The organism is Pseudomonas sp. Tav-5-1A (assembly GCF_055755055.1).
Genome location: NZ_CM146901.1, coordinates 2,677,149 through 2,696,957, shown reverse-complemented (window position 1 = coordinate 2,696,957; position 19,809 = coordinate 2,677,149). Strand labels below are relative to the sequence as shown.

Sequence of the window (19,809 nt, the reverse complement as noted above, 5' to 3'; positions counted from 1 at the left end):
GTTGCTGCTACGGGGTTGGTTCGCCGGCCTTGAGGGTGGTGAATGCCCGGGTCAGCGCGCGGTTGAAGGCCTTGCCGTTGTCGTTCTTGCTGAACAGCGTGGCGCGCACGGCCGCCGGTGGGTAGGTGCCGGGGTCGTTGCGGATCTCGGGGCTGACCAGCGCGTCGGCGGCGGTGATGGCGTTGGCGTAGTGGATGGTGTCGGTGATAGGCGCGATCACGTCCGGGCGCATCAGGAAGTCCATCAGCGCCAGGCCTGCCGCCGGGTGCGGGGCGTCCCGGGGGATGACCATGGCGTCGAACCAGATCAGCGTGCCCTCCCGGGGAATGCTGTAGTGCAGGCTGAACGGCTTGCCGGCCTGTTTCGCCTGGGCTGCGGCGATGCCAACGTTGCCGTTCCAGGACATGGCCACGCAGGTGTCGCCGTTGGCCAGGTCGCTGATGTTGCGGTCGTTGTCGAAGTAGCGCACGTAGGGGCGAATCTTCATCAGCTGCGCCTGGGCGGTCTTCAGGTCGGCCAGGCTCTGGTTGTTGATGTCCAGCCCCAGGTAGCGCATTACCGCGGCGTACAGCTCGTTGGGGTCATTGAGCAGGCTGACCCCGCAGTCGGCGAATTTCGCTACCACGGCCGGGTCGAACAGCATCGCCCAGCTGTCGGTCGGGGCGTTGGCCAGGCGCTTGTTCACCGCTTCCTGCTGGTAACCAAAGCCGGTGGTGCCCCAGCCGTAGATGCCGGCGTAGCGGTTGCCCGGGTCGAACACCGCCATGTGCTGGCGGAACTCGTCGCCGATGCCGTTGAAATGCGGCAGTTGCGCCTTGTCCAGGGGCTGGATGGCCTTGGCCTCGATGGCGCGGCTCAGGTGCTGGCCGGCGCTGAGCACCAGGTCGTAGCCGCTGCCGCCGGTCAGCAGCTTGGTCTCCATGGTTTCCAGCGAGTCGAAATGGTCTTCCACCACGCGAATGCCGGTCTCGGCCTCGAAACGCTTGAGGGTGTCCGGCGCCAGGTACTCGCCCCAGATGTATAGGTTCACCGTGGGCGGCTCGGCGGCGGCCGCGCCCACGGCCGCCGTCAGCAGCGCGGCTGCGAGCAGGCCTTTCATGCCGGTACCCCGCCGGCGTATTGCGGCATGGTGATGCACGCCACGTTGCCGCCGCCCAGCAGGATTTCCCGCGAATTTTCGATGCCGATGATGCGGTGGCCGGGGAACAGTTCGGCCAGGGTGGCCTGGGCCGCCTGGTCGTGCCGGCCACCGAACAGCGGCACCACGATGACCGAGTTGCCGGCGTAGTAGTTGATGTACGAGGCACAGATTTTCGTGCCGGCCTGGCGCACGTGGGTGCCGTCGATGTGGTCGAGGCCGGCGGCTTCCTCGGCGGTCCATTCCAGCACGTCGGGTTGCTGCAGCTTGTGCACCACCAGCTCGCGGCCGCGGCTGTCGCGGGTGCTGCGCAGGATGTCGTAGGCCTCCTGGTAGATCTCCCACTGCGGGTCGTCGCGGTTGTCGGTCCATTGCAGCACCACCTCGCCGGGCCGCACGAAGCAGGCCAGGTCGTCGACGTGGCCGTCGGTCTCGTCGAACTTGCAGCCACGTGGCAGCCAGATGACCTGCTCGGCGCCCAGGTAATCGGTGAGGCGCCGGGTGACCTCGTCCTTGCCCAGGTGGGCGTTGCGGTTGCGGTTGAGCAGGCACTGCTCGGTGGTGAGAATGCTGCCCTGGCCGTCGCTCTGGATGCCGCCCAGCTCGGCGATCAGTGGCGCGCGGTAGCGGTCGAAGTGCTCGATTTCGAGGATTTTCTGCGCGATCTGGTCGTCCTTGTCCCAGGGGTAGTAGAGCCCGCCGTCCAGGCCGCCGTAGGCGTTGAACTGGAAGTCGACGCCGCGCACCTCGCCGCTGGTGTCGTTGACCACGAAGCAGGGGCCGCTGTCGCGAAACCAGGTGTCGTTGCAGGTCATCTCCACCACGCGAATGTGCTCGGGCAGCAGGCGCCGGGCGTTGGCGTACTGGGCGGCCGAGGCGCACACCGTTACCGGTTCGCTCAGGGCGATGGCGCTGACAATCTGCACCCACACCTGCTGCGCCGGCTTGGCGCCGTTGCGCCATACGTCCGGGCGCTCGGGCCAGCCGAGCCAGCAATGGCTCTTGCGCTCGAACTCGCCGGGCAAGCGGAAACCATCGGCCTTGGGGGTGGTGTGCAGGGAGCGGGACATGGGCAACGCCTCGTTGGGTGGGGATGACAGGCACGCTAACACCCGCCATGCAGGGCCTTCCAACGAGCATTTCTAAGCAATAGGTGAGTTAAATTCAGGCAAGGTGCAGCTGCCCTTCCAGCCACTGCAGGAACGCCGCCACGGCGGGGCGTTCCAGGCGCAGGCGCTCGCAGACAATGGCGTACTGGCCCAGCGCCGTGATGCTGGCGCTGAAGGGCCGCACCAGGCGGCCGCTGGCCAGGTCCTCGGTGGCCGTGAGGTTGTCGCCCATGGCCACGCCCTGCCCTTGCGCGGCGGCTTCCAGGGCCAGGCCGGCATGGGCGAAATAGGCGTGGCGCAAGCCCTGCACGTCGCCGGCGTGGGCGGCCAGCCAGGTGGCCCAGGTGCTGCCGTCCTGGTCGTCGTGCAGCAAGCCGTGGCGCGCCAGGTCGCGTGGCTCGCCGAGGGTGCCCTGGTTGAACAGCACCGGGCTGCACACCGGGAAGAACACCAGCACCGGCAACGGCTTCACCCAATAGGCGCCTCCATCGTCGGGGCCGGCGCCGTAGGTGATGGCGAGGTCAATGTCCTCGCCCGGGGCGCTGGCGTCGATGGCCTGCTCGTGCACGTGCAAGGTGATGTGCGGGCACTGGGCGGTGAAATCGGCCAGGCGCCGCACCAGCCATTTCTGCGCCAGTTCGGCGGTGACGGCGATGCGCAGCACCGCCTGGGAGGCCGGGTCGCGCAGCTCGTCACAGGCCTCGCCCACCAGTTCGAACGCCTGCTGCAGGCGCTGCAGCAGGCGCAGCGCGGCGGGCGTGGGGCGCACCTGGCGGCCTTCGCGCACGAACAACTCCACGCCCAGTTCGCCTTCCAGCTGGCGAATCTGGTGGCTGACGGCGCTGTCGGTGACGCACAGCTCGGCGGCGGCACGGCCGAAATGGGCGTGGCGGGCAGCGCATTCGAACGTGCGCAGGGCGGTCAGGGATGGCAGGCGGCGCATACAAGGGTCCTTGTGGTGATCAGAGTGCGTAGCCGCTGCCGCCAGGCTGCGCTGGCCCCTGAGTGCGCTGAAGATTTCCAGTGTGGTTGAGGGCCAGCGCAGCCTGCGGCAGCGGCTACGCGATTGTGTTGATCCCGCCGTTATTCGTAACCGATGATGGCCTTGGTTTCCAGGTATTCCTCGAAGCCGTGCACGCCGAATTCGCGGCCGTTGCCCGAGCGCTTGTAGCCGCCGAACGGCGCGTGGGGGTTCCAGGCCGGGTGGTTGAGCAACACCTGGCCGGCGCGGATGCGCGCAGCCACCGCGCGCACCACGCCAAGGTCGCTGCCCTGCACGTGGGCGCTGAGGCCGTAGACGGTGTTGTTGGCGATGGCCACGGCTTCGTCGAGGCTGTCGTAGGGGATGATGCACAGCACCGGGCCGAAGATTTCTTCCTGGGCGATGGCCATGTCGGCGTCTACCTCGGAGAAGATGGTCGGCCGCGCGTAATAGCCAACGTCCAGCCCCGCCACCCGGCCGGGGCCGCCGCAAATCAGCTTGGCGCCGGCGTCGATACCGCTGGCGATCATGGCCTGCACGCGGTTGAACTGCGCCTGGTTGGCAATGGGGCCCAGGACGGTGTCGGCCGACGCCGGGGCACCCACCAGAATGGCGCCAGCCGTAGCCGCCGCCAGCGCCTCGATTTCCGCCAGCCGCGCGCGCGGCACCACCATGCGCGTCGGCGCGCTGCACGACTGCCCGACGTTGCGGAACGCGGTCATCACCCCCAGCGGCACCACCTTGGCAAAGTCGGCGTCGGGCAGCAGCACGTTGGGCGATTTGCCGCCCAGTTCCTGGGTCACCCGCTTCACCGTCGGCGCGGCCGCCTGGGCCACCAGGGCGCCGGCGCGGTTGGAACCGGTGATGGAAATCATGTCGATATCAGGGTGGCTGGCCATGGCCTCGCCCACCTCGGCGCCGCTGCCGTTGACCAGGTTGAACACCCCAGCCGGCACGCCAGCGTCATGCACCAGCTGGGCGAACAACAGCGCGCTCAGGGGCGACAGCTCGCTGGGCTTGAGCACCACCGTGCAGCCGGCGGCAATGGCCGCGGCAGCCTTGGCGGTAATCTGGTACAGCGGCCAGTTCCACGGCGTGATCAGCGCGCACACGCCAATGGCCTCGCGGGTAATGGCCGTGCCGTGCTCAAGCTTCTGGAACGGGTAAGCCGGCAGCAGGTCACGCACCACGCGAATGTGCTCGGCCGCCAGCGGCACCTGCAAGGTACGGGCGAAGCTGATGGCCGCGCCCATCTCCAGTGACAGCGCCTGGGCGAACTGCTCCGTGCGCTCGAGCATCAGCTCATGCAGCCGCGTCAGCACCTGCACGCGGGTCTCTACCGCCGACACGCTCCACTGGGCAAACGCAGCACGGGCCGCGAGCACCGCGTTGTCCACGTCCGCCGCGGAACCTGCGGCCACCTCGGCCACCACCGCTTCGGTGGCCGGGTTCACCACCGGCAGGCTGCCGGCCGCCTGCACCGGCAGGCACCAGTCGCCGTTGATGTAGAAGCGGCGCGTCAGGGCCGGGTCGATGCTGAAGGTGTTGGCGCTCTGGTCGGTCATTGGCGGGGCCCCGGAAAAAAGGAAAAAACCATGACGCCTACGCTACCAAACCCGCCCCCGCGCCGCGTGCCGTTCGCAGCGGCTGCATGGAAGGTTGTGCTGTATCGTCGGGGGTAAACGGCGCGTTAATGCCGGATCAGCTTGCGCAGGGGCACCACCTCTTTCATCACCGGTGACTTGATGACGATGTAGCTGAAGTATTTGGCGATGCCGATGTTCTTGTCGATGATGCTCTCGATCACTTCCTGGTAGTGCTGGATGCTGCGCGTCATGAAGCGCACCAGGTAGTCGTAGCCGCCGCTGATGAGGTGGCATTCGAGCACCTCGTCGACCTGGCGGATGTTGGCCTCGAACTTGGCGAAGTCCTCGCGCTTGTGGTCGCTGAGGGTGACCTCGGTGAAGATGGTCACCGACTCGGTGATCTTCGCCAGGTTGATGTGGGCCTTGTAGCTGGAGATGTACCCCGCCGCTTCCAGACGCTTGACCCGCTGCAGGCAGGGGCTGGCCGACAGGCCCACGGCGTCGGCGAGGCTGACGTTGGTCATGCGGCCGTCCTTTTGCAGCTCGACCAGGATGTTGATGTCGATGCGGTCCAGTTTGACCATGCCTTCCATTGTGTAGCCCTCGAATGCCAATGTCCCTGAGGTTCTTCAATCAATTCAACGGCGTAACCATAGCTGATGTTGCGACACCAGGTCGGCGAGGCTGTTGATGCACTCGTCCACCGGGCATTCCCCCGCGTGCCGCCGGCCCCGGCGCAGCAGGCACACCGCGCCCTGCTGGGCAGGTTCGGGCAGGCTGGCGCGCACCCACAGCGCCTGCTCGAACGGCACCTGTTGCTGGTCGAGCCAGGCCTGGGCCTCGGCGGGCGCCAGCAGCTCCTCACCCTGGATGCCCAGGCGTTCGCACAAGGCTTCACGGTCCTGGGCGTCGCGGTCACACAGTATCACCAGCCGGTAGAACTTGCGCAGGTACAGCAAGGCCCCCGGCGCGTCCTCGAACAGCGGCCAGGCCACGGGCGTGCGGGCGAAGCTCAGGCTTTCCTCCCAGCTGGCCCGCAGCCCCAGCGCTTCGGCCAGCTGGCGGTGGGTAAAGCACAACAGGCCGGTAAAACCCAGTTCGTCGAACCGCGGATACAGGCCGTGCAGCACCTGTTCGAAGCGGTCCAGCACCAAGGCTTTTTCCGGCGCGGCGGGGCCACCGGTGAACAGGCCCTGCAGCGCCGTCCAGACGCCGCTGTCACGGTCGATCAGCACGCCGTCACAATCCAGCAGCAACACACGATAATCAGTCAGGCGCATGCCAACTTCATCCCTATGATGGACAACCGCGACCCAGGCGGCGACGCCCGGGCCTGTCGTGGAATTCAGGCAATCAAGACCCGTGCCAAGGCGCGGTCGAGAATGGCCAGGGCTTCGTCGAGCTCGGCGTCGCTGGTGGTCAGCGGCGCCAGGAAGCGCACCACGTTGCGGTGCACGCCGCACTTGATCACCAGCAGGCCACCTTCGCGGGCGGCGTCGATCACCTGTTGCGCCAGGGCCGCGTCGGGGCTGGCGCTGCCGTCGGCGCTGACCATCTCCATGGCCAGCATGAAGCCCTGGCCGCGTACGTCGCCAATGCGCGCGTGCCGCTGTTGCAGCGCTTCCAGGCCCTGGCGCAGGCGCGCGCCCAACTGCTCGCCGCGGGCCAGCAACTGTTCGTCTTCAAAGGCGTCGATCACCGCCAGCGCCGCCGCGCAGGCCAGGGCGTTGCCGCCGTAGGTGCCGCCCAGGCCGCCCGGCGTCGGCGCGTCCATGATCTCGCTGCGGCCCACCACGGCCGACAGCGGCAGGCCGCCAGCGAGGCTCTTGGCCACGGTGACCAGGTCGGGCTGGATGCCGGCGTGCTGGAAGCCGAACCAGCGCCCGGTGCGGCCGAAGCCTGCCTGGATTTCATCGAGGATCAGCACAATGCCATGCTGCTCGGTGAGCGTGCGCAGGGCCTGGAGGAACTCGGGCGGCGCCGTGAGGAAACCGCCGTCGCCCTGCACCGGCTCGACGATGATGGCGGCCACGCGGTCCGGAGCGATCTGGGTGGCGAACACCTCCTGCAGCGCGGCCAGGGCGTCGTCGCTGCTCACGCCGCGGTACGGGTTGGGGTACGGGGTGTGGAAGATTTCCGGGGCGAACGGGCCGAAGTTCTGTTTGTACGGCTGGCTCATGCCGGTCAGGCTGCAGCCCAGCAGGGTGCGGCCGTGGAAGCCGCCACGGAAGGCAATCACGCCGGGGCGGTTGGTGTGGCCACGGGCGATTTTGATGGCGTTCTCCACCGCCTCCGCACCAGACGTGAACAGCGCCGCCTTGTGCGGCACGTCAGCGCCCACCAGTTGGCTGAGGCGCTGGGCCAGCTCGATGTACGGTGGGTAGGCCACCACCTGGAAGCAGGCGTGGGAGACCTTTTGCAACTGCGCCTGCACCGCTTCGACCACTTTCGGATGGTTGTGCCCGATATTGAGCACGCCAATGCCACCGACGAAGTCCAGGTAGCGCTTGCCGTCCACGTCCCACAGCTGCGACCCCTGGGCGCGGTCGATGACCAGCGGGTGGGCGGTGAGCACGCCGCGCGGCACCGATTGTTCACGCTGCTGCAGCAGGCGGGGAGTATCGTTGAGTTTGCTGTTCATCAGGGTTCCTCTGGCCATGCCCGGGAGTGGGTCTCGATGCCTTCCAGAGTACGGCTTGCGCGGAGCCGACTTGGCCGAACTTGCCTGCCAGCCTGCGCAGATCCACTGTTTTGCACGGCGCAAACGGCAGAATCGCTTGGCGCCGATGGCCCACAATAGGCCCAGCCCTTTTCATGCCGCCGAGGACACCATGGCCCTGCTCTACAAAGCCGACCCCCAGCGTGGCGAGCGCTGGCGACAACTGTTCGCCGCCCACGCCCCCGACATCGAGTTCCGCCAGTGGCCAGACATCGGCGACCCGGCCGACATTCACTACCTGGCCGCCTGGCAGGCGCCGGACGACCTGGCCACCCTGCTGCCCAACCTCAAGGCGCTGCTGGCGATTTCCGCCGGCGTCGACCAGCTGAACCTGGCCACCCTGCCCGCCCACCTGCCGGTGGCACGCATGCTCGACCCCGGCATTACCCAGGGCATGTGCGAGTACGCGACCTGGGCGGTGCTCAGCCTGCACCGCGACATGCTGCGCTACTGCGCCCAGCAACAGGCGGGCGTGTGGGAAGACCACGCGCTGGTGCCGGCCAGCCAGCGCCGCGTGGGCGTGATGGGGTTGGGCCAGCAGGGCCAGGCCATCGTCAACGCCCTGCAACCCTTCGGTTTTGCCCTGAGCGGCTGGGCCCGCAGCGCCCACGACCTGCCCGGCGTGGCATGCTTTGCCGGTGATGGCCAGCTGCCGGCGTTCCTGGCCCAGTGCGACATTCTAATCTGCCTGCTGCCGTTGACCGAGCACACCCGTGGCATCCTCGACCGCCGCCTGTTCGCGCAACTGCCCCAGGGCGCAGGGCTGATCAACATGGGCCGTGGCGCGCACCTCAACGAAGCGGATTTGCTCGACGCCCTGGCCAGCGGCCAGCTCGGCGGCGCGGTGCTGGACGTGCTGGCCGAGGAGCCGGCAGCCGCCGACCACCCGTTCTGGCAGCACCCGCGCATCGTGCTCACCCCGCACATTGCCGCCATGACCCAGCCCGACAGCGCCTTTGCGGTGCTGCTGGACAACATCCGCCGGCACCAGCGCGGCGAGCGGTTGAATGGGCAGGTAGACCGCAGCGACGGTTATTGACGCGGCCTGCGGCCGCTGCTACGGGCCGTAGCAGCTGCCGAAGGCGGCGTCTGCTTCAGACACCGCCGATATGGAAGGCCTTTATTTCCAGGTACTCGTCCAGCCCATAGCGCGACCCCTCGCGCCCCAGGCCCGACTGTTTCACGCCACCAAACGGCGCTACCTCCATGGAAATGACCCCGGTGTTCAGCCCCACCATGCCAAAGTCCAGGGCCTCGCCCACCTGCCACGAACGCTGCAGGTTTTGCGTGAAGTAATACGCCGCCAGGCCATAGGGCGTGTCGTTGGCGATGGCGATGGCCTGGGCTTCGCTGTCGAAGCGAATCAACGGCACCAGCGGCCCGAAGGTTTCTTCCTGGGTGCAGAGCATGGCGGTGGTCACGTCGGCCAGCACCGTCGGCGCCACGAAGGGGCTGGCGGCATCCGGCACGCCGCCGCACAGCAGCCGTGCGCCCTGCCCCAGCGCGTCATCGACATGGCGGGCGACCTTCTCCACCGCCGCCTGGTTGATCAGCGGCCCCAGGGTCACGCCGTTTTCCAGGCCGTTGCCCAGCTTCAGCGTGGCCACTTCCTGCAGCAGGCGTTCGGCGAAGCGCTCGTAAATGCCGCTCTGCACCAGGATGCGGTTGGCGCACACGCAGGTCTGCCCGGCGTTGCGGAACTTGCTCAGCATCAGCCCGGCCACGGCCTGCTCGATGTCGGCGTCGTTGAAGACAATGAACGGCGCGTTGCCGCCCAGTTCCAGGCTCAGGCGCTTGATGTGCTCGGCGCTCTGGCGCATCAGCAGGCGGCCCACGGCGGTGGAACCGGTGAACGAGATCTTGCGCACGGTGGGGTTGCCAGTCAGCTCGGCGCCGATGGCCTGGGGCAAGCCGGTGATCACGTTGAACACCCCGGCCGGGATGCCCACGCGCTCGGCCAGTACCGCCAGGGCCAGGGCCGACAGCGGCGTCAAATCCGACGGCTTGACCACGATGGTGCAGCCCGCCGCCAGCGCCGGCGCGCACTTGCGGGTGATCATCGCGGTGGGGAAGTTCCACGGGGTGATGGCGGCGCACACGCCCACCGGCTGCTTGAGGGTAAGCAGGCGGCGGTCGCCGGCGGGCGCCGGAATGGTGTCGCCGTAGATGCGCCGGGCTTCCTCGGCGAACCATTTGACGAAGCTGGCGCCGTAGCGGATTTCGCCCTGGGCCTCGGCCAGCGGCTTGCCCTGCTCCAGGGTCATGATCAGCGCCAGGTCGTCGAGGTTGTCGAGGATCGCCTGGTGCCAGGCCTCCAGCAACAGCGCACGCTGGGCCGCCGGGCGGGCGCGCCAGGCCGGCAGCGCAGCCTCGGCAGCCGCGATGGCATGGCGCGTCTCGGCGCCCAGCAGCGCCGGCACCCGGGCGATGCACGCGCCGGTGGCCGGGTCGAGTACGTCCAGGGTGGCGCCGGTGTCGGCGGCCAGCCACTGGCCGTTGATGTAGGCGCGTTCGGCCAACAGGGTGGGGTCTTTCAGTCGGTTGCGCAGCATGGGACGGGTCCTGTGAGTCACGGTAGGTCCAGTCTAAAAACATGCGCCGCGCGCGAATGCCGAATACGCCGTGGCAACGGTGGCGAATGCTGAAAAAAAGCCGCCGGCAGCAGGTGCTGCTTAATTTTGACGTACCGGTCTATACAAAGTTGCCGAAGTGTCTATTCCGGGCCTCAAGCTTAAACGTTTCATGCCGAAAGAAGGGTATTACTTTGCCACTATCGAGACCTTCTTGATGAACCTTCGTCACTTGAACATCGCCCCCCGATCACTCTTGTGCTTCGGCTTTTTCGCCCTGCTGATCACCGCCCTCGGGCTGTTTTCGCTGTTCCAGTTCAGCCAGCTGAAAGGCTCGCGCGCCACCCTGCAGGAGCAGGTGCTGCCCGCCGTGCAGACCATCGGCCGAATCAAGAGCGACCTGCTGACCATCCGCCTGGGCAACACCAACCTGCGCGTGGCCCTAAGCAGCCAGGGCGCAGACTTGGCGCGCACCAGCATCAACCGCGGCCGCGACGACCTGCAGGCCGACGTGCGCAAGCTCAAGGCCATGCTGCGCAGCAACGCCGGGCTGCAGGCCTACACACAGCTGGAAACCGCCATGGGCCGCTACCTGGAAGTGCACACGCGCTTCCTGCAGGCCATCGAACAGAAGCGTGACGACGTCGCCACCGCCCTCAGCCAGCCCACCGGCGAGCAGACCGTGGCCGGCAACCAGTTCAGCAGCGACATCGACGCCGTGGCCCAGCAGGTCAACCAGACCATGGCCGAGTCCGACGTGGTGGCCAACGATGCCTACAGCCAGGCGCGCAACGTGACCATCGGCGCCATCCTGGTGGCCCTGGCCGCCACCCTGGGCCTGGCCACGCTGTTCACCCGCAGCCTGGTAACCCCGGTGGCCCGCGCCCTGGCGGTGGCCGAGCAGATCGCCGCCAACGACCTGAGCAAGCCCATTGTCGTCGATGGCCGCGACGAGCCCGGGCGCCTGCTGGCGGCGCTGGCGCGCATGCAGGCCAACCTGCAACGCACCCTGGCCGAGCTGGGCGGTTCGTCCAACCACCTGGCGTCCACTTCTGAAGAGATGGCCGCCCTGACCCAGGACGCCCTGCACGGCATCCAGCGCCAGAACGACGAAATCAACCAGGCCGCCACCGCCATCAACCAGATGAGCGCCGCCGTCGAAGAGGTGGCGCGCAACGCCGCCCTGGCCTCCACCGCTGCCCGCGACTCCAGCCAGTCGGCGGAAAACGGCCGCCAGCGCGTGGACGAAACCCTGAGCGTGATCAACGCCCTGCACGAATCGGTGGGCGCCACCGCAGTGGAAATCGACGGCCTGGCCCTGCAACTCAAGGACATCAGCGGCGTGCTGGACGTGATTCGCGGGGTGGCCGAGCAGACCAACCTGCTGGCCCTGAACGCTGCCATTGAAGCGGCGCGCGCCGGCGATGCCGGCCGTGGCTTCGCGGTGGTGGCGGATGAAGTGCGGGCCCTGGCCCATCGCACCCAACAGTCCACGGCGGAAATCGAGACCATGATCGTCTCCATCCAGGGCGGCGCCAGCAAGGCGGTGACCTCCATGGGCCAGAGCAGCGAGCGCGCCCGCGCCAGCCTGGAAGTGGCCCAGGGCGCTGGCCAGGCGCTGGCCGAGATTACCGCGGCCATTGTGCAGATCAACGAGCGCAACGTCAGCATCGCCACCGCCACCGAGCAACAGGCGCAGGTGGCCCGCGAGGTGGACCGCAACCTGACCAGCATCCGCGACCTGTCGATCCAGACCTCGGCGGGCGCCGACCAGACCTCGTCGGCCAGTGGCGAGCTGTCGCGGTTGGCGGTGCAGTTGAATCAGGTGGTGTTGCAGTTCAAGGTGTAATGCAACCTTGTGGGAGCTGGCTTGCCAGCGAGCTTTTCAGTGGCCCCAACGGCTCGCTGGCAAGCCAGCTCCCACAGGTTACCGCCGCTACAGGGATTTGAGCAGGGTTTGCAGCAGGCGTTCGCAGGCTTGCAGCTGCGCCAGCTCCACATACTCATCGGGCTTGTGGGCCTGCTCGATCGAGCCCGGCCCGCACACCACCACCGGCACGTTCAGGCGCTGGGCGAACAGCCCGCCTTCGGTGCCGAACGCCACCTTCACCTGCGCCGTTTCCGGCGCCGCAAAGGCCTTCAGCCAACGCACGGCGTCAACCGTGGGCGAGGTGTCCAGCCCCGGGTAGGCGTTCAGGCTTTCAATGCGGATATCCGCCACGCCACTGACCTTCTTCGCCTCGCGGGCAATGGCCTCGGCCTGCTCGGCCAGTTGCGCCAGCATCACCTCGGGGTCATCGGCCGGCAGGTGGCGAATCTCGAATTCCAGGGTGCACAGGTTCGGCACAATGTTCAGCGCCTTGCCGCCGTCGATGCGGCCGACGTGCACGGTGCTGTAGGCAATGTCATAGGCGTCGTCGTGGGCGCCCTGCTGTTGCAGCCGCTGCTGGGCGCTGCGCAGGCTGCCGATGAAGTCGCTGGCCAGGTGGATGGCGTTGGCCGCCAGCGGCGCCAGCGACGAATGCGCCTCCTGGCCGTGGCAGTGCACGCGGTACGAGGCCTTGCCCTTGTGGCCCAGGGCGAAGTGCATGTTGGTGGGTTCGCCGACGATGCACAGGAACGGCCGCTGCGGCGCCAGGTGCAGCACGTCCAGCAGGCGCCGCACGCCCACGCAGCCGATCTCTTCGTCGTAGCTGAGCGCCAGTTGCAACGGCCGTTGCAGCGGCTGGCCGACGGCGCTCAGCAGCGCGTCGAGGGCCACGGCGATAAAGCCCTTCATGTCGCAGGTGCCACGGCCGTAGAGCTTGCCGTCGCTGAGCGTGGCCTGGAACGGCGGCCGGGTCCAGGCCTGGCCGGCCACCGGCACCACGTCGGTGTGCCCGGACAGCAGCACGCCGGGCACGTCCCTGGGGCCGACGCTGGCGAACAGGTTGGCCTTGCTGCCGGCTTCGTCGTGCACCAGGGTGGTGTCGATGCCCTGGGCGTTGAGGAGCTGTTGCACGTAGTGGATCAGCGCCAGGTTGGACTGGCTGGAGGTGGTGTCGAAGCTGATCAGCTGCTTGAGGATATCCAGGGTGCGGGTGTTCATGATTTTCACGCTGTAGGGGCCGTTTTTGTGGGAGCTGGCTTGCCAGCGAGCTGTTGGGCCCCTGAAAAGCTCGCCGGCAAGCCAGCTCCCACAGAGGCAAAGCGGTTGATGTGAAAGTCGTGGATACGCGTGCTGGTGCTGCCGGTGGCGATCAGTTCGGCCATCACCGCGCCCACGCCCGGGCCCAGCTGGAAGCCGGCGCCGCAGAAGCCGAAGGCGTAGTACAGGCCGTCCACCTGGCCGCTGGGGCCCATGATCGGCAACGAGTCGGGGGTGTAGCTCTCGATGCCGCTCCACACGCGGATGATGTTCAACGGCGCGATGCCCGGCACCAGCCGGCGCATCTGGCTGATCTGGTTGAGGATGCTGCGCGGCTCCACGTGGGCGCGGCGGTTGAGCATGTCCGGCTTGCTGCGGTAGCCGCCGCCGATGACGATGTTGCCGCGGGCGATCTGGCGGAAATAGATCACCTCTTCGGGAATCTTGGTGTACACGCCAATCACCGTCTTCAGCGCATAGGGCACCGGCTCGGTGACGGCCATCTGCGGGCCGTTGGTGTCCAGCGGCACCGGCTCGCCGAACTGCGCCGAGAGCTTGTCGCCCCAGGCGCCGGCGGTCACCAGCAGGTTCGGCGCGCTGAAGCGACGGCCGTCGGTGGTGTCGATGTAAAAATCGCCGCCCACCTTCTGCACCTCGCGCACCTCGGTGCGTTCATGCACCGTGGCGCCGGCGCGAATGGCCGCGCGGGCGAACGCCGGGGCGGCCAGGCGCGGGTTGGCGTGGCCGTCGTGGGGGGCGTAGGAGCCGCCCTGCACCTCCGGGCCCAGGAACGGAAAGCGTTCGTGCAAGGCCTTGCCGCTGAAAATCTGCAGGTCCAGCTCGCGGGCCTCCGGCGCCTGGGCGTAGGCCTCAAGGTCAGCGATGTGCGCAGCGTCATAGCACACGCGCATGTGGCCACTGGGCATGAACTCCAGGTCTTCGCCGATCAGCGCCGACAGGCGTTTCCACAGGTGGAACGAGCGGTTCGACAGTTCCAGCTGGCACAGGTAGCGGCCCTGGCGGCGGACGTTGCCGAAGTTGACGCCGCTGGCGTACTGGCCGATCTGGTCGCGCTCCAGCAAGATCACCGAACGGCCATGCTGACGCAGGAAGAACGCCGCGGCGGCGCCCATGAAGCCGCCACCGACGATGACTACGTCCGCCTTTTGCACGGTCATGGTGTTACCTCCTGCAAACTCAGGGTCAAGGGTTTGACCGGCGCCTGGCCGCGCTGGCGGCCGACTTCGCGCACCGGCACGCCGGCCTCGGCGGCAATGATTTCAGCGCCGGCCTGGGAGCAGTAGCGCCCCTGGCAACGGCCCATGCCCACGCGGCTGAAGGCCTTGGCGCGGTTGACCTCGCAGGCGCCCTTCTCGCGCACCACGTTGCGCAACTCGCCGGCGCTGATCATCTCGCAGCGGCAGACGATGGCCTCATCCGGCAGGTGCTCGACCTGGGCCGCCGGCCACGGGAACGCCTGGGTCAGGCCGAGGCGGAAGCGCTCCATCTGCGCCAGCAGGCGGCGCTGGGCCTGCACCTGATCGTCCGCCACTGGCAGGCCCAGATCCTTGAGCAGCGCCAGGGCCGCCAGGCGCCCCGCCGCTTCTGCCGCGTCGGCGCCCCGAATGCGCGCGCCGTCACCGGCGGCGTAGACGTTGGCCAGGGAGGTGCGGCCGTCTTCGTCGGTCTGCAGCAGCCACTGCCCCGACGCCTCGTCAAAGGCAAAGGCGCAGCCGGCCAGGTCCGCCAGCTGGGTCTCCGGGCGCAGGTGGTAGCCCAGGGCGACGGCGTCACACGGCACGTGCAGCCGCACGCCCTTGCCGGTGCGCACGGTCACGCCCTCGACGCCAGTGCGCTCGTCACCGTGGATCTGCAGCGGCGTGACGCCCAGGTGCACCGGGACTCCGGCCTGGTACAGGCCCGCCAGCAGGCTGACGCCGGTGGCCAGCACGCCGGGGCGCGCCATGAGCTTGGGCGTGGCTTTCAGCCGCGAATACAGCGGCGAGGTATCGAGCACCGCCGCCACCTGGGCGCCGGCCTTCACGTACTGGCTGGCCACCAGGTACAGCAACGGGCCGGTGCCCATGAACACCACGCTGGCACCGATGGACACGGCCTGGGCCTTCAGCGCGATCTGCGCGCCGCCCAGGCTGTAGGTGCCTGCCAGCTGCCAGCCATGCACCGGCAACAGGCGGTCGGTGGCGCCGGTGCACAGCACCAGCGCGTCGTAGTCCAGCGCCGAATGGCGGCCCTGGCTGGCGCAGCACAGCTGCTGGTCGGCCAGGTTCCACACCAGGGTGTCCGGGCGGTAGTCCAGCTGCGCGCGCAACTGGTCGAAGCGCTCGTGCAGGGCGCGGGCCTTGCCGGCCTCGCTGCCGTACAGCTGCGTGTAGTCACGGGTGAAGCCCTCGGGCTGGCGCCGGTAGATCTGCCCGCCGGCGCGGCGGCCCTCGTCCACCAGCGTGGGGCGGATGCCCGCGGCCAGCAGGGTCTCGGCGCAGCGAATGCCCGCAGGCCCGGCGCCGACAATGGTTACCCGCGCAGTGGCCATAATGCCTCCGGTTGTGCGGTGAGAATGTCCAGGCCGTCGCGCACGTCCTGGCTGCAGGCGCGCAGGCGCTCGCCGCTGCGGGTCCACACCCAGCAGTCCTGGCAGGCGCCCATCAGGCAGAAGCCGGCGCGGCGGCCGTTGTCGAATTCCGAGCCGCGCAGGCTGTCGCCGCAGGTCAGCAGCGCCACCATCAGCGTGTCGCCTTCCAGCGCCTGCACCGGCTGGCCATCGACCTTGAGGTGAACGGCCGGGCGTTGCTGCTCGGCCAGGCGAACAAAACGGGCACTCATGCGTAGGCTCCCTGGGTGGGCAAAATGAGGGTCGGTTGGCCAGCGGCCAGTTGCGGGCTGTCCAGGTGGCAGAGTATCTCGCTGCCGCCGACGATGGCGCGGCGGTTCGGCGCGGTGTGGTTGCACAGGCCTTCCACGCGCAGCGGGCAGCGGTTGAGGAAGGTGCACAGCTCGCGCTGGTTGGCCGTGGGCGCGCTGATGGGCGGCAGCTTACAGGCCACTGCGGTGCTTTCCAGCCAGCCCTGGCGCAGCGCCGGCACCGAGTTGATCAGCAGGTTGGTGTAGGGGTGGAACGGCGCCTGGGCCAGGGCCTGGCGGCTGCCGCTCTCGACGATATGGCCGCTGTACATCACCGCCACGTCGTCGCACAGGGCGCGCACGGTGGAAATGTCGTGGCTGATGAACAGGTACGACACCTGCAGCTCGCGGCGCAGTTCGGCCAGCAGCTCGAGAATGGCGGCGCCGACCACGGTGTCCAGCGCCGAGGTGACCTCGTCGCAGAGGATCAGGTCCGGCTTGGCCGCCAGCGCCCGCGCCAGGTTTACACGCTGCTTCTGCCCGCCCGACAAGGCGCCCGGGCGGCGCTCGGCGAGGCTGCGCGGCAGCTTCACCAGGTCCAGCAGTTCATCGATGCGCTTGCTCTGCGCCGCGCCTTTCAGGCCGTGGTACGCGCGCAACGGCCGGCCGAGGATATTGGCGATGCTGTGCATGGGGTTCAGCGCCGTGTCGGCGTTCTGGAACACCATCTGGATGCGGCGGAACTGGTCGGCGCTGCGGCCCTTGAGGTCGCCGGACAGCGGCTGGCCGTCGAATAGCACTTCGCCGCGCGCCGGTTGCAGCAGCCCGGCCACCACCCGTGCCAGGGTCGACTTGCCCGAGCCCGACTCGCCGATGATGCCCATGGCCTGGCCACGGTGCAGGGTCAGGTCGATGTCTTCCAGCACGCGAATGCGCGGCAGCCCGTGCAGGTCGCGCGGGCCGTAGCCGGCGGTCATGCCCTGGATAGTCAGCAGCGGCGTGTTGCCGCGCGCCACGTCGTCCACGCGGATCTTCGCCGCCGGGCGCGCCGCGGCCAGCAGGCTGCGGGTGTATTCGTGGTTGGGCGACTTGAGCAGTGCGGCGGTGCCGTTGTCCTCCAGGATCTGCCCGCCGTTGAGCACGATGATCTGGTCGGCCATCTGCGCCACCACCGCCAGGTCGTGGCTGACGTACACCGCCGTGGCGCCGCGCTCGCGCACCACGCGCTTGAAGGCGCGCAGCACGTCGATCTGGGTGGTCACGTCGAGCGCCGTGGTGGGTTCGTCGAGCACCACCAGCAGCGGGTCGCTGATCAGCGCCATGGCCGCCATGACGCGCTGCAACTGCCCGCCCGAGACCTGGTGCGGGTAGCGCTCGCCGATGTGTTCCGGGTCTGGCAGGGCCAGGTCGCGGAACAGCTCGATGGCCTTCACCCGCAGCTCGTCGCGGCTGCCGCCCACGCCGTGGATCAGCGCGCCTTCCAGCACCTGGTCGATCAGCTTCTGCGCCGGGTTGAAGGCTGCGGCGGCGCTTTGCGCCACGTAACACACGCGGTTGCCACGCAGGGCCTGCAGCTCGCTTTCGCTCAGGGCCAGCAGGTCGTCGTCGCCCACCCGCACCTGGCCGCCGGCAATGCGGCAGCCGCGGCGGGCATAGCCCAGCAGCGACAGGGCAATGGTGGTCTTGCCCGAACCCGACTCGCCAATCAGCGCCAGCACCTCGCCGCGCTCCAGGTTGAAACTCACGCCCTTGACGATCTCGGTCTCGCCGTGGTCGCCACAGGCATTCACCCGCAGGTCTTTGACTTGGATGAGATGGCTCATTCAGTGCCCTCCCTTGCTGCGCTGGCGACGGCTGGAAATGCTGTCGATCAGCAGGTTGATGCCCACGGTCATGGAGCCGATGGCCAGCGCCGGAATCACCAGCGCCGGCGCGCCCTGGCTGAGGCCGCCGATGTTCTCGCGCACCAGCGAACCGAGGTCGGCGTCCGGTGGCTGCACGCCCAGGCCCAGGAAGCTCATGCCGCTGAGCAGCAGCACGATGAAGCCAAAGCGCAGGCCCAGGTCGGTGAGCACCGGGTTGAGCATGTTAGGCAGGATCTCCACGCAGGCGATGTACCAGCGCGGCTCGCCACGGGTGCGCGCTACCTGCACGTACTCCAGCGCTTCGATGTTGGTGGCCAGGCTGCGGGCGATGCGGTAGCAGCCCGGCGCGTAGCTGAGCACCGCGGTGGCGATCAGCAGCTCCACCGAGGCGCCGAACGCCGACACCACAACCAGCGCCAGCATCTTGCTGGGGATGGAGATGAGCGCGTCCATCAGGCGGCTGACGCAGCCGTCCAGCCAGCGCGACGACACCACCGACAGCAGCGCCAGCGCGGTGCCCACGGTGCTGGCCAGCACCGCCGCCACCAGCGCCAGGCCGACGGTGAAGCGCGCGCCAATCAGCACGCGGCTGAGCATGTCGCGGCCCAGGTAGTCGGTGCCCAGCGGGAAGGCGCGGCCCAGGTCGTCGAAGACGTTGCTGGACACCACGTCACCCACGCCGTGGGGCGCCAGCAGGCCGCCGAATATGGCCACCAGCAGCCAGAACAGGCACACCACGGCGCCCACCACGCCCAGCACCGGGGTGCGCGGGCGGGCCAGGGGTTTGAAACCAGCGGACTTGCCAATGACGTTGTTCATCGCTGTCTCAGCCTCGGGTTGGAAATGATTGCCACCACATCGGCCACCAGCACCAGCGCCAGGTAAGCGGCGCAGAACAGCATGGTGCAGGCCTGCACCAGGGCCATGTCGCGGTTGGTGACCGCGTCCACCATCAGGCTGGCGATGCCGGGGTAGTTGAAGATGGTCTCGACGATGACCACGCCGCCCAGCAGGTACGACAGGCTCAGGGCCACGGCGTTGACGATAGGGCCGATGGCGTTGGGCAGTGCATGGCGCAGCACGATGCGCACCGGGCTGGCGCCCTTGAGGCGGGCCATTTCCACGTAGGGGCTGTCGAGCTGGTCAATGACCGCGGCGCGGGTCATGCGCGCCATCTGCGCCACGATCACGCAGCACAGGGTGACCACCGGCAAGGCATAGGCGCGCAGGAATTCCAGCGGCGTGTGCACCTCGGCTGCGAACGACAAGGCCGACAGCCAGCGCAGCTTGACGGCGAAAATCAGCACCGCCAGGGTCGCCACCAGAAATTCCGGCACCGCCACCAGGGTCAGGGTGCAGAAGCTCAGCACGCTGTCCAGGCGCCCGCCACGGCGCATGGCCGAGACGATGCCCAGGGTCAGCGCCACCGGCACCGACACCAGCGCCGTCACGGCCGCCAGCATCAAGGTATTGGGCAGGCGCCCGGCCATCAGCTCGCTGACCGGCATGGCGTTGGACACCGACTCGCCCAGGTGGCCGGTGACCAGGCCCCCCAGCCAGTGCAGGTAGCGGACGATGCCGGGCTGGTCCAGGCCCAGCTGGGTGCGCAGCGCCGCCACCTGTTCGGGCGTGGCGAACTGGCCCAGGGCCTGCTGCGCGGCGTCGCCGGGCAGCACCGCGGTGATGGCGAACACCACCATCGACACGATCAGCAGCGTCAGGGCCACCAGCCCCAGGCGCCGCGCGATCAGCCAGTACAGAGTGTTGTGCATGGTACGTCTCCTGCACCGTTTTTGTGGGAGCTGGCTTGCCAGCGAGCTTTTGGGGGCCTGGAAAAGCTCGCTGGCAAGCCAG

17 protein-coding genes are annotated in these 19,809 nt (G+C 68.3%); 2 read left to right on the top strand and 15 right to left on the bottom strand.

Annotated elements, in window-relative coordinates; genetic code table 11:
- Positions 1–7: 7 nt before the first annotated feature.
- From AC0J42_RS12370 to gabT, 7 genes are all read right to left on the bottom strand, one after another.
- Entirely contained in the window at positions 8–1,099 is a 1,092-nt protein-coding gene (locus AC0J42_RS12370; RefSeq protein ID WP_416423837.1) for an extracellular solute-binding protein, read from the bottom strand.
- On the bottom strand, positions 1,096–2,208 hold the full coding sequence (gene aguA / locus AC0J42_RS12365; RefSeq protein WP_473006349.1) for an agmatine deiminase: 1,113 nt from the start codon (positions 2,206–2,208) through the stop codon (positions 1,096–1,098). The genes AC0J42_RS12370 and aguA overlap by 4 nt, the downstream gene beginning before the upstream one ends.
- Positions 2,209–2,302: 94 nt before the next feature.
- Positions 2,303–3,190 (bottom strand): LysR substrate-binding domain-containing protein, encoded by an 888-nt coding sequence (locus AC0J42_RS12360; protein ID WP_473006348.1) that lies wholly within the window; start codon positions 3,188–3,190, stop codon positions 2,303–2,305.
- A gap of 140 nt (positions 3,191–3,330) precedes the next feature.
- Entirely contained in the window at positions 3,331–4,794 is a 1,464-nt protein-coding gene (locus AC0J42_RS12355; protein ID WP_473006347.1) for an aldehyde dehydrogenase family protein, read from the bottom strand.
- A gap of 125 nt (positions 4,795–4,919) precedes the next feature.
- Entirely contained in the window at positions 4,920–5,408 is a 489-nt protein-coding gene (locus AC0J42_RS12350) for an Lrp/AsnC family transcriptional regulator (protein WP_158153280.1), read from the bottom strand.
- Positions 5,409–5,453: 45 nt separating this feature from the next.
- Complete coding sequence (locus AC0J42_RS12345) at positions 5,454–6,095, bottom strand: HAD family hydrolase (RefSeq protein ID WP_416423833.1); 642 nt, start codon at positions 6,093–6,095, stop codon at positions 5,454–5,456.
- 65 nt (positions 6,096–6,160) lie between these two features.
- Positions 6,161–7,456 carry a 4-aminobutyrate--2-oxoglutarate transaminase gene (gene gabT, locus AC0J42_RS12340; protein ID WP_416423832.1) on the bottom strand — a complete coding sequence of 432 codons (1,296 nt, stop codon included), beginning with the start codon at positions 7,454–7,456 and terminating at the stop codon, positions 6,161–6,163.
- A 190-nt stretch (positions 7,457–7,646) separates the two neighbouring features.
- Between gabT and AC0J42_RS12335 the strand changes: the two genes are divergently transcribed.
- Positions 7,647–8,573, top strand: coding sequence for a 2-hydroxyacid dehydrogenase (locus tag AC0J42_RS12335; protein WP_473006346.1), 927 nt, complete (start codon positions 7,647–7,649; stop codon positions 8,571–8,573).
- Between the two features lie 55 nt (positions 8,574–8,628).
- Here the strand turns inward: AC0J42_RS12335 and AC0J42_RS12330 are convergent, their stop codons facing one another.
- Positions 8,629–10,086, bottom strand: a complete 1,458-nt coding sequence (locus AC0J42_RS12330; RefSeq protein ID WP_473006345.1) for an NAD-dependent succinate-semialdehyde dehydrogenase — start codon at positions 10,084–10,086, stop codon at positions 8,629–8,631.
- A gap of 235 nt (positions 10,087–10,321) precedes the next feature.
- Here AC0J42_RS12330 and AC0J42_RS12325 point away from each other — a divergent pair, with 235 nt between their 5' ends.
- Positions 10,322–11,953, top strand: a complete 1,632-nt coding sequence (locus AC0J42_RS12325) for a methyl-accepting chemotaxis protein (protein WP_473006344.1) — start codon at positions 10,322–10,324, stop codon at positions 11,951–11,953.
- An 87-nt stretch (positions 11,954–12,040) separates the two neighbouring features.
- Here the strand turns inward: AC0J42_RS12325 and argE are convergent, their stop codons facing one another.
- From argE to AC0J42_RS12290, 7 genes are read right to left on the bottom strand one after another with little or no spacing between them, the layout of a single operon-like run.
- Positions 12,041–13,192, bottom strand: coding sequence for an acetylornithine deacetylase (argE, locus tag AC0J42_RS12320; RefSeq protein WP_473006343.1), 1,152 nt, complete (start codon positions 13,190–13,192; stop codon positions 12,041–12,043).
- A gap of 5 nt (positions 13,193–13,197) precedes the next feature.
- Positions 13,198–14,409: an NAD(P)/FAD-dependent oxidoreductase gene (locus AC0J42_RS12315; protein WP_473006342.1), complete on the bottom strand. Its 1,212-nt coding sequence runs from the start codon at positions 14,407–14,409 to the stop codon at positions 13,198–13,200.
- Positions 14,406–15,782 carry an FAD/NAD(P)-dependent oxidoreductase gene (locus AC0J42_RS12310; RefSeq protein WP_473006341.1) on the bottom strand — a complete coding sequence of 459 codons (1,377 nt, stop codon included), beginning with the start codon at positions 15,780–15,782 and terminating at the stop codon, positions 14,406–14,408. Before AC0J42_RS12310 ends, AC0J42_RS12315 begins: the two co-directional genes overlap by 4 nt.
- The gene (locus tag AC0J42_RS12305) at positions 15,764–16,072 is read right to left on the bottom strand and encodes a (2Fe-2S)-binding protein (RefSeq protein WP_473006340.1); all 309 of its coding nucleotides are present in this window, start codon (positions 16,070–16,072) and stop codon (positions 15,764–15,766) included. Before AC0J42_RS12305 ends, AC0J42_RS12310 begins: the two co-directional genes overlap by 19 nt.
- Entirely contained in the window at positions 16,069–17,913 is a 1,845-nt protein-coding gene (locus tag AC0J42_RS12300; protein WP_473006339.1) for an ABC transporter ATP-binding protein, read from the bottom strand. The genes AC0J42_RS12305 and AC0J42_RS12300 overlap by 4 nt, the downstream gene beginning before the upstream one ends.
- On the bottom strand, positions 17,914–18,774 hold the full coding sequence (locus AC0J42_RS12295; RefSeq protein WP_416423824.1) for an ABC transporter permease: 861 nt from the start codon (positions 18,772–18,774) through the stop codon (positions 17,914–17,916).
- Positions 18,771–19,727: an ABC transporter permease gene (locus AC0J42_RS12290; protein WP_416423823.1), complete on the bottom strand. Its 957-nt coding sequence runs from the start codon at positions 19,725–19,727 to the stop codon at positions 18,771–18,773. The genes AC0J42_RS12295 and AC0J42_RS12290 overlap by 4 nt, the downstream gene beginning before the upstream one ends.
- Positions 19,728–19,809 lie beyond the last annotated feature (82 nt).

What these genes read in the sequence shown, in the direction of transcription:
- AC0J42_RS12370 (WP_416423837.1), bottom strand. Translation starts at nt 1,099, where the DNA reads ATGAAAGGCCTGCTCGCAGCCGCGCTGCTGACGGCGGCCGTGGGCGCG.
- aguA (WP_473006349.1), bottom strand. Translation starts at nt 2,208, where the DNA reads ATGTCCCGCTCCCTGCACACCACCCCCAAGGCCGATGGTTTCCGCTTG.
- AC0J42_RS12360 (WP_473006348.1), bottom strand. Translation starts at nt 3,190, where the DNA reads ATGCGCCGCCTGCCATCCCTGACCGCCCTGCGCACGTTCGAATGCGCT.
- AC0J42_RS12355 (WP_473006347.1), bottom strand. Translation starts at nt 4,794, where the DNA reads ATGACCGACCAGAGCGCCAACACCTTCAGCATCGACCCGGCCCTGACG.
- AC0J42_RS12350 (WP_158153280.1), bottom strand. Translation starts at nt 5,408, where the DNA reads ATGGAAGGCATGGTCAAACTGGACCGCATCGACATCAACATCCTGGTC.
- AC0J42_RS12345 (WP_416423833.1), bottom strand. Translation starts at nt 6,095, where the DNA reads ATGCGCCTGACTGATTATCGTGTGTTGCTGCTGGATTGTGACGGCGTG.
- gabT (WP_416423832.1), bottom strand. Translation starts at nt 7,456, where the DNA reads ATGAACAGCAAACTCAACGATACTCCCCGCCTGCTGCAGCAGCGTGAA.
- AC0J42_RS12335 (WP_473006346.1), top strand. Translation starts at nt 7,647, where the DNA reads ATGGCCCTGCTCTACAAAGCCGACCCCCAGCGTGGCGAGCGCTGGCGA.
- AC0J42_RS12330 (WP_473006345.1), bottom strand. Translation starts at nt 10,086, where the DNA reads ATGCTGCGCAACCGACTGAAAGACCCCACCCTGTTGGCCGAACGCGCC.
- AC0J42_RS12325 (WP_473006344.1), top strand. Translation starts at nt 10,322, where the DNA reads ATGAACCTTCGTCACTTGAACATCGCCCCCCGATCACTCTTGTGCTTC.
- argE (WP_473006343.1), bottom strand. Translation starts at nt 13,192, where the DNA reads ATGAACACCCGCACCCTGGATATCCTCAAGCAGCTGATCAGCTTCGAC.
- AC0J42_RS12315 (WP_473006342.1), bottom strand. Translation starts at nt 14,409, where the DNA reads ATGACCGTGCAAAAGGCGGACGTAGTCATCGTCGGTGGCGGCTTCATG.
- AC0J42_RS12310 (WP_473006341.1), bottom strand. Translation starts at nt 15,782, where the DNA reads ATGGCCACTGCGCGGGTAACCATTGTCGGCGCCGGGCCTGCGGGCATT.
- AC0J42_RS12305 (WP_473006340.1), bottom strand. Translation starts at nt 16,072, where the DNA reads ATGAGTGCCCGTTTTGTTCGCCTGGCCGAGCAGCAACGCCCGGCCGTT.
- AC0J42_RS12300 (WP_473006339.1), bottom strand. Translation starts at nt 17,913, where the DNA reads ATGAGCCATCTCATCCAAGTCAAAGACCTGCGGGTGAATGCCTGTGGC.
- AC0J42_RS12295 (WP_416423824.1), bottom strand. Translation starts at nt 18,774, where the DNA reads ATGAACAACGTCATTGGCAAGTCCGCTGGTTTCAAACCCCTGGCCCGC.
- AC0J42_RS12290 (WP_416423823.1), bottom strand. Translation starts at nt 19,727, where the DNA reads ATGCACAACACTCTGTACTGGCTGATCGCGCGGCGCCTGGGGCTGGTG.